The sequence below is a fragment of the bacterium genome (genome assembly GCA_021372775.1).
Classification (GTDB): Bacteria; Acidobacteriota; Polarisedimenticolia; order J045; family J045; genus JAJFTU01.
In genome coordinates this window covers 1-8,489 of record JAJFTU010000052.1, presented here as the reverse complement: position 1 = coordinate 8,489, position 8,489 = coordinate 1, and the positions used below count along the sequence as shown (strand labels likewise).

The following is an 8,489-nucleotide window of genomic DNA, read 5'->3' as shown; positions in this document are numbered from 1 at the left end:
GAACCGGCGGAACCGGCGCGCCGCCCGGAGCGGGCGCCGCCGCGCCGGGCCGCGTCCCCGCGGCCAGCGCCTCGCGCATCATCCCCGGCACGGCCATGCCGAGCCCGGCCCCGACGCCGACGCCCATGCCGGCCGCGGCGCCGGCGCCCGCGCCGTCCCCCGCCCCCTGCGCCGCGTCGCCCATCGCCCGCGCCGCCTTGTAGGCGAGGTAGTTCCCCTGCAGGCCGACCGCGGCCATGCCGGAGCGCTCGTCGATGACCTTGGAGACCTCGTCCGGCGGGGTGATCGCCGTGACGACGAGGTTCTGCAGCTCGAGGCCCAGCCCCGCGAAGTCGGCGGCGACCCGCTCGCGCAGCTCGACCGCCACCTCGTCGTACATCCGCGGCAGCTCGAGCAGCGGGATCGCCAGATCGCCCAGCGCGTCGTTGAGGCGGGCGACGACGACCTCGCGCAGGTAGTCCTCGATGTCGGCGGTCGTGAAGCGGCCGAGCGTGCCGACGAGCGTGTTGACCAGCCGCCGCGGCTCGGCGACCTTGACCGCGTAGCGGCCGTGGGCGCGCAGCCGGACCATGTCGAACTGCGGGTCCTTGAAGACGACCGGATCCCGCGTGCCCCACTTGAGGTCGAGGAAGGTCTTCTTGGCGACGAAGTAGACGTCGGCGCGGTAGGGGCTCGTCCCGCCGTACGGGAGCTTCGTCAGCTCGATCAGCAGCGGGATGTTCTTGGTGCTCAGGACGTGCCGGCCGGTCTCGAAGAGGTCGAGCGCGCGGCCGTCCCTGAAGAACATCGCCCACTGGTTCTCGGTCACGACCAACTGCGCGCCGAGCTTGATCTCGCCCCCCGGCTCGAAGCGGTGAACCAGCTCCTGCCCCGTCTCCTCGCGCCACTCGATGACTTCGATGAACAGCGACACGGAACTCCTCCCTCGCGCGGCGCCCCGCGGCGCCTTGGGGCAACATCGGGCCCGACGCGGACCAACGCAACCGCCGCGCCCCCCGGCCCCGCGCGGCGTCCGTTCCGGAAGCGGCTACGCTCCCGCCCCGCAGCACTTCTTGTATTTCTTGCCCGAGCCGCAGGGGCAAGGGTCGTTCCGCCCGACCCGCTCCGCGGCGGTCTTGCGCACCGTCTGGGCCTGACGCCCTTCCTCCCCGGCCTTCGAGGCCGAAGCGGCGCGGAAGATCGCCTCCTGCTCCCGCCGGCGGATCTCCTGCTCGCGCTCCAGACGCTCCTCCTCGCGCCGCCGATCCTCCTCGGTCCGCGGCTCGAAGAGCATCAGGTAGCGGATCGTCTCCTCCTCGATCCGCTCCTTCATCGACATGAAGAGGTCGAACGACTCGCGCTTGTACTCGACCAGCGGGTCCTTCTGCGCGTAGGCGCGCAGGCCGATCCCTTCCTTGAGGTGGTCGAGGGCCAGCAGGTGGTCCTTCCACTGCTGGTCGATGATCTGGAGCACGATCCAGCGCTCGTACTGGCGCATCAGGTCGGCCCCGAGCCGCTGCTCCTTGTCGTCGAAGCGGTTCGAGGCGATCTTCCAAATCGCCTCGCGCGCGGCCTCCGGGCCGTCGGCGAAGTCCACGCCGACCTTGCGCGGATCGAAGCCGAAGAAGTGCGTCACCTGGCCGCAGTACTCGTCGGTCCGCGGCTCCGCGTCGGCGTCCACCGTCAGGTACTCTTCGGTCAGGTACTCCAGCAGGTCCTGCGCGCGCTCGACGATGTAGTCGTGCTGGTCGCTTCCTTCCAGCAGTTCGCGCCGCAGGCCGTAGACCTCCTGCCGCTGCAGGTTCTGGACGTCGTCGTACTCGAGCAGCCGCTTGCGGATCTCGAAGTTCTGCGCTTCGACCTGCTTCTGCGCCTTCTCGATCTGCTTGCTGACCATCCGCGACTCGATCGGCGCGTCGTCCGCGCCGGCGAGCGCCCGCTCCATCAGCCAGGAGGCGAAGCGGCGCATCAGGTCGTCTTCGAGCGAGAGGTAGAAGCGCGAGGCGCCCGGATCGCCCTGGCGGCCGGCGCGGCCGCGCAGCTGGTTGTCGATGCGCCGCGCCTCGTGGCGCTCGGTGCCGATGATGTGCAGGCCGCCCTTCTCGACGACCTCGTCGTGCTCCTTGGCGCAGATCGCGCGGGCCTTGGCCAGCGCCGCCTCGCGCGCCGCCTCGTCGGCCTCTTCCCAGCCGCGGCCGGCGTCCTCGAGGCAGAGCGACTTGGCGAGCGCCTCGGGGTTGCCGCCGAGCAGGATGTCGGTGCCGCGGCCGGCCATGTTCGTCGCGATCGTGACCATGCCGAGGCGGCCGGCCTGGGCGACGATCTCGGCTTCGCGGGCGTGGTGCTTGGCGTTCAGCACCTGATGCGGCACGCCGGCCCGCTTGAGCATCGTCGAGAGGCGCTCCGACTTCTCGACCGAGGTGGTGCCGACGAGAATCGGCTTGCGGTCGGCGTGGAGCTTCTTGATCTCCTCGACCACCGCCGCGAACTTCCCTTCCTCGGTGCGGAAGATGATGTCGGCGTTGTCGGCGCGGACCATCGGGCGGTTGGTCGGGATGACCATCACGTCCAGCTTGTAGATCTGCGCGAATTCGGGCGCTTCCGTCTCGGCCGTGCCGGTCATGCCGGACAGCTTCTCGTACATGCGGAAGTAGTTCTGGAAGGTGATCGTGGCCAGCGTCTGGTTCTCGCTGCGCACCTCGACCCCTTCCTTGGCCTCGACCGCCTGGTGCAGCCCGTCCGACCAGCGCCGGCCCGGCATCTTGCGGCCGGTGAATTCGTCGACGATGACGACCTCGCCGTCCTCGACCATGTAGTCCACGTCCCGCCGGTAGATGGCGTGGGCCCTGAGGGCCTGGTTGACGGCGTGCAGAAACATGATGTTCGACGGGTCGTAGAGGTTCCCCACGCCGAGGATCTTCTCCGCGTGGACGACGCCCTGCTCGGTGAGGACGACGTTGCGGTTCTTGATGTCCACGACGTAGTCGCCCGAGGCCTCGAGCTCGTCCCGCTCCTCGCGCGTCCCCTCGCCGGCCAGCTCGGCGCCCTTCTTCAGCTTCGGGATCACGCCGTCGCAGCGGGAGTAGATGCTCGTGTCCCCCTCCGACGGACCGGAGATGATCAGCGGCGTGCGCGCCTCGTCGATCAGGATCGAGTCGACTTCGTCGACGATCGCGTAGACGTGCCCCTTCTGCTGGACCATCGAGTCGCGGCCGAACTTCATGTTGTCGCGCAGGTAGTCGAAGCCGAACTCGTTGTTGGTGCCGTAGGTGACGTCGCTGTTGTAGGCGACCTGGCGCTCCTCGTCGGAGAGGTTGTGCTGGATGCAGCCGACGGTGAGGCCGAGGAACTTGTAGAGCCGCCCCATCCACTCCGCGTCGCGGCGGGCGAGGTAGTCGTTGACGGTGACGACGTGGACGCCGCGGCCGCTCAGCGCGTTGAGGTAGACCGGCAGGGTGGCGACGAGCGTCTTCCCTTCTCCGGTCCGCATCTCGGCGATCGTTCCGCTGTGCAGGACGATGCCGCCGATCAGCTGGACGTCGAAGTGGCGCATGTTGAGCACGCGCCGGCCGGCCTCGCGGCAGACCGCGAACGCCTCGACGAGGAGGTCGTCCAGCGTCGCGCCGTCCTTGAGGCGGGCGCGGAACTCGTCGGTCTTGGCGCGCAGCTCCGCGTCCGAGAGGGCGCGGATCGCCGGCTCGAGCGCGTTGATCTGCGCCACGTACGGCTGAAGGCGCTTCAGTTCGCGCTCGTTCTTGGTGCCGAAGATCTTGCCGAGAACCTTGTCGATCATCATGGGCGTGGACCGTCCCCTCGGTGGCGAATTGACGCCCGCCCTCCCGGGGCAGGCGACCGTTGAGGCTAGCGCAAAAGCCGGACCCGCGCCCCCCGGCGCGCGACCGGCCCGGACGAAGCCGCCCCCGCGGCGTCGGCGCCCCCGCGCCGGACGTCGGGACCGATCAGAAGAGGTCGTCCCCCGGCAGGAACTGCAGCGGATCGACCGCCGCGCCGTGGAGCACGACCTCGTAGTGGACGTGCGAGCCGGTCGAACGGCCGGTGTTGCCGACGAAGGCGACGACGTCGCCGCGATGGACCCGTTGCCCGGGGCGGGCGCGGAAGGCCGAGAGGTGGCCGTAGCGGGTCACGATCCCGTCGCCGTGGTCGATCGTCAGCGTGTTGCCGTAGCCGCCGTCCCTCTCCGTCGAGCGGACGACGCCGTCGGCGGGCGCGCGGACCGGCGTGCCGATCGGCGCGCAGATGTCGAGGCCGCGGTGGAACTGCTTGAGCCCGGTGAACGGGTCGCGCCGCCAGCCGAACCCGCCGCCGATCAGGCCGCGCGTCGGCGCGAGCGACGGCATGTGCGCCAGCCGCTCGGTCTGCCGCCCCATCGCCGACTCGACGACGCCGATCCGCCGGTCGAGCGACGCGCCGCGGTCCACCAACTCCACCGCCTCGCTGCGCATCTCGTCGTAGCGGACGGCGACGGCCGCCCGCTGGTCGATGATCCGGCCGCCCGGCGGCTTCGGCTGCTGGACATCCAGCCCCGCGAGGTAGGCCAGCTTCTCGGTCTTCTTCTCGTAGGCGGCGAGCTTCTGGCGCATGTCGGAGAGCGCCTGCTCGACGTCGCGCGAGCGGGCCTCGAGCCGCTGCCGCTCGGCGCGGGCGGCCGAGAGTTCGCGCGACTCGTGGACGCCCCAGAGCAGCAGGAGCGGGGAACTGATCGCCAAGCAGGCGAGGATCGCGAGGCCGACGATCCCGCCGAAGATCTGGCCGCCGCGGACATGGAAGCGCTTGAGGAGCGCCTGCGCGTCGGGCACGACCATGATGGTGAAGTGGCGGCGGAACAACATACTCACGCCCTTCCTGTTGGCCCCCGGACATCCCCCGACGGAACGACGCGCGACTATATCGGAGCGGGACGCCGAAAATCAACCGGCCCGAATTACTTACGCGGAAGCTGTTGTTTGCCACCGCGGCCGCCGACCACGCCCCGCTCACGGTGACGCCGAGATTGTTGCAGCCGCCGAATGGGGCGGCGCGTCCCGGTCGGCGCTCCGCCTTGTGACGCCGCGGCGCGGTCGGTACGCTTGCTCCGCGGCGCGCCGCGCCGCGAAAACCGAAATGACCGCCGCAACCTCATCGTCCGCGTCCCCCGCCCCGCCCCCCTTCCTCGGACGGGAGCACCGCCGTCGCCAGTTCCTCCGCGCCGCGCTCGTCGGCGTCCTCGCCGGCGCCGCCGCGCTCCTGTTCCAGCTCGCGGTGCAGGGGGCGCAGACCCTCGGCCGCGGTTGGGGTGCGTGGGCGCGCGCCGCGGGGCTCTGGGGGACGTTGCCGCTCGTCGCCGCGACCGCCGGACTCGGCGCCGCCGCGGCCTGGCTGACCGGCCGCTTCGCCCCCGAGGCGGGGGGCAGCGGCATCCCGCACGTCAAGGCCGCCCTGCTCAGCCTGCGGGTGATCCGACCCCTGCGGCTCGTCCTCGTGAAGTTCGTCGGCGGCTTCCTCGCCCTCGCCGCGGGGATGTCCCTCGGCCGCGAAGGGCCGACGATCCAGATCGGCGCCGCGGCCGGGCAGTTCGTCGGCAAGGCGCTGAAGGTGCGGCGGCGCTCGATGCCCGCGCTCGTCGCGGCGGGCGGCGGCGCCGGCCTGGCGGCGGCCTTCAACGCGCCGCTCGCCGGCTTCGTCTTCGTGATGGAGGAGTTGAAGCGGGAGATGTCGGCGCTGACCTACGGCGCCGCGCTCGCAGCATCGGTCTGCGCGGTCGCGGTGCTCCGCCTCGCCACGGGGCAGGAGCCGTCGTTTTCGCTCGCCGATCCGGGGGCCGCGCCGCTGAAGGCGCTGCCGCTCGTCGCGCTCGTCGGAGCCGCGGGCGGGCTGTTCGGCGTCCTCTTCAACAAGACGCTCCTCGCCGTCGGCGCCGCGCGGACGCGGCTGCGCGTCCCGCGTTGGGCGGCCGGCGCCGCGCTCGGCGCGCTCGGCGGGCTCGCGCTCGTCTTCGCGCCGCAACTCACCGGCACGGGTCACGACGTCGCGCAGCGGCTTCTCGCGGGGCGGTTCGAGGCCGCGGACGTCGTGCTCGCCGCGTTCGTCCTCGCCTGCGGCAAGCTGCTCTTCACCGCGCTGAGCTACGGCACGGGGGTCCCGGGCGGGATCTTCGCGCCGATCCTGATGATGGGCGCCGCGTTCGGCCTCGCCGCGGGGACGTTCCTCGCCGCGCTGCTGCCGGGGGCGGGAGTCTCGCCCTCGGTCTTCGCCACGATCGGGATGGTCGCCGTGCTCGCCGGCTCGGTGCGCTCGCCGCTCACCGGCGTCGTGCTGATCGTCGAAATGACCGGCGAGTACGGGCTTCTCTACGCGCTGCTGCTCGGCGCCTTCGCCGCCTACCTCGCGGCCGAGGCTGTGCGCGACAAGCCGATCTACGACAAGCTGCTCGACCTCGACGTGCGGCGCGACCATCCCGCGCCGCCGCCCGAAGGGGGCGCGGAGGTGCTCGAGGCGCTGGTCGAGCCCGCTTCGGCGTTCGACGGGCGCGTCGTCGCCGACCTTGGCCTCGGCCCGCACGTCCTGCTGGCGACGGTGCAGCGGGGCGGACGGAGCATCGTCCCGCACGGCGGCACGCTGATTCTGGCGGGGGACGAGCTGACGCTGGTCGTCGAGGCGACGGCGACTCCCGAGACGGCGCTCCGCCTGCTCGCCTCGACGCGCGCCGGCGGCGACGACGAGCGCAAGGACGAGCGATGACCAGAGGCGCGTTCCCGAACCCGTGGCTCGGCATTCCCGCGGCCGACTACGAAGGGCACATGGGCGACCCGCGCGTCGCGCAGCTGCAGCTCCTCGGCGACGTCTTCGAGGAGTCGCTGCGCGAGTTCCGCCCCGCGGCGGTCGTCGTCCCCGGCTGCGCGACCGGCAACGGCTTCGAGCGGATCGATCCGAAGGCGACGCGCCGCATCGTCGGCATCGACATCAATCCCGAGTTTCTGAAGCTGGCGCGGGAGCGGCACGCCGCGCGCCTCCCCGGCCTCGAGTTGATCCGCGGCGATCTGGCGGAGGTCGAGCTCGAGGCGGGCGCGTTCGACTTCGTCTTCGCCGGGCTGATCTTCGAGTACGTCGAGCCGGCGCCGCTGCTCGCGCGCTGCGCCCGCTGGCTGCGGCGCGGCGGCGTCCTCGGCACGGCGCTGCAGCTCCCCTGCCCCGCGGGAAAGGTCAGCGCGTCGGTCTATCCGAGCCTCGAGCGGCTCGCGCCGGTCATCGACCTGGTCGATCCGGCGCGCCTCGACGAGGCGGCCGCCGCGGCCGGCTTCGCGCCGCCGCGGCGACGCGTCGCGCAGCTCCCCAACGGGAAGCGGTTCGCGCTCGGCGTGCACGTCCGCGCCTGAAGCGGCGCGGCGTCAGGGCTTGTCGGCCGGCTCGTGCCCCGAGACCGGGATCGGCTCGCGCGGGGCGCGTCCGCCGTTCTCGGCGGTCGGCTGCCGCTCGGCGCCTTCCGGCTCTTCCCCGGGGAAGGCGGGGTAGGCGTGGCTCACCGGCGCGCGCGGCCCGTCGAACTGGCGCTCCGCGACCGCGGCCAGTTCCGCGCGCCGCTGCTGGTGCAGCCAGAGATTGACGGCGACCGCGGCGAGGAAGCCGAAGAAGGCGATCCAGAAGCCGTACTCCGTCTGGATCCGGAAACCGAACATCTCCGCCTGCGCCATCTCCGGCGGGTTCATTCCCGCCTTGAGCACGAGGAGCGCGGCCGCGCCGGCGCCGGCGCATCCCGCGGGAATCGCGCCCACGCCGATTTCGTTGGGGAAGAAGAAGAGCGCCAGCCCGGCGAGGGCGAGGAGGAACGCGCCGATCGCCATCACGCGGCCGGTCTTGCTCGTCCGCGCTTTCTCGGCCATCGCCTCCGGCTTCATGTTGAGGTTCAGGTTGGTCGGCCCGGGGATCGGGCTCGCCGTCGTTCCGGAGTCCGAGCCGGGGAAGCTGTCCGGCGCCTTCGGCTTCAGGCCCTGCAGCCCCTCCGTCATGAACTTCGTGAGCTGCGGGTTGATCTCCGGCGCCGAGCCGGAGACGAGGTTCCAGCCGCTGACCCGCACGAGCCACGTGTTCGGGCACGAGACGGTGAAGAACGGCAGGAAGAAGGCGATCAAGACGACGCCGAACGAAATCGGCGAGAAGATCCGGGTGCTCGGGTTCATCGCGCGAACTCTCCCCTCGAGGCCTCAAGTCCCCGGGGAAGAATATGGGCGACAGGCGTTGGGGCGCCACCGGACCGGCGGCGCGGCCTCGCGCGCCGCGACGTGCGAGGCGCCGCGAAGCGGGACGTCGCGCGCCGAAACGCGCCGCGACGCGGAGAGCGGGCCTCCGCGTCGCGGGCGCGGTGTCGCGGACCGTGGACTACTCGACTTCGACGTGGACCTCTTCGCTGACCCAGAGGCCGTGCAGCGTGCAGTAGGACATCGCGGAGAACTTGGCCGGCGCGTCGAGCGAGACGAAGAACGCCGCCTGCTGGTGGCCGGACGCGGGGTCCTTGC

The 8,489-nt window shown here is 71.8% G+C and carries 7 protein-coding genes; 2 read left to right on the top strand and 5 right to left on the bottom strand.

Annotated elements, in window-relative coordinates; all coding sequences use genetic code 11:
• The 3 genes from LLG88_02180 to LLG88_02170 form a co-directional block, all read right to left on the bottom strand.
• On the bottom strand, positions 1–913 hold a 913-nt coding region (locus LLG88_02180), incomplete at its 3' end, for an SPFH domain-containing protein (GenBank protein MCE5245715.1).
• 114 nt (positions 914–1,027) lie between these two features.
• A complete protein-coding gene (gene secA, locus LLG88_02175) occupies positions 1,028–3,772 on the bottom strand; it encodes a preprotein translocase subunit SecA (GenBank protein ID MCE5245714.1) in 2,745 nt (914 codons plus the stop codon).
• A 166-nt stretch (positions 3,773–3,938) separates the two neighbouring features.
• Positions 3,939–4,829 carry a M23 family metallopeptidase gene (locus LLG88_02170; GenBank protein ID MCE5245713.1) on the bottom strand — a complete coding sequence of 297 codons (891 nt, stop codon included), beginning with the start codon at positions 4,827–4,829 and terminating at the stop codon, positions 3,939–3,941.
• A gap of 271 nt (positions 4,830–5,100) precedes the next feature.
• On the opposite strand from LLG88_02170, the gene clcA reads away from it, so the two are divergent.
• Together clcA and LLG88_02160 are read left to right on the top strand one after the other, a co-directional pair.
• Positions 5,101–6,717, top strand: coding sequence for a H(+)/Cl(-) exchange transporter ClcA (gene clcA, locus LLG88_02165; GenBank protein MCE5245712.1), 1,617 nt, complete (start codon positions 5,101–5,103; stop codon positions 6,715–6,717).
• Positions 6,714–7,352: a class I SAM-dependent methyltransferase gene (locus LLG88_02160; protein MCE5245711.1), complete on the top strand. Its 639-nt coding sequence runs from the start codon at positions 6,714–6,716 to the stop codon at positions 7,350–7,352. The genes clcA and LLG88_02160 overlap by 4 nt, the downstream gene beginning before the upstream one ends.
• Before the next feature lie 12 nt (positions 7,353–7,364).
• Here LLG88_02160 and LLG88_02155 read toward each other — a convergent pair whose 3' ends face one another.
• Positions 7,365–8,153, bottom strand: a complete 789-nt coding sequence (locus tag LLG88_02155; GenBank protein MCE5245710.1) for a hypothetical protein — start codon at positions 8,151–8,153, stop codon at positions 7,365–7,367.
• Positions 8,154–8,352: 199 nt separating this feature from the next.
• A partial coding sequence (locus LLG88_02150) for a class II SORL domain-containing protein (protein MCE5245709.1) occupies positions 8,353–8,489 on the bottom strand: 137 nt, incomplete at its 5' end.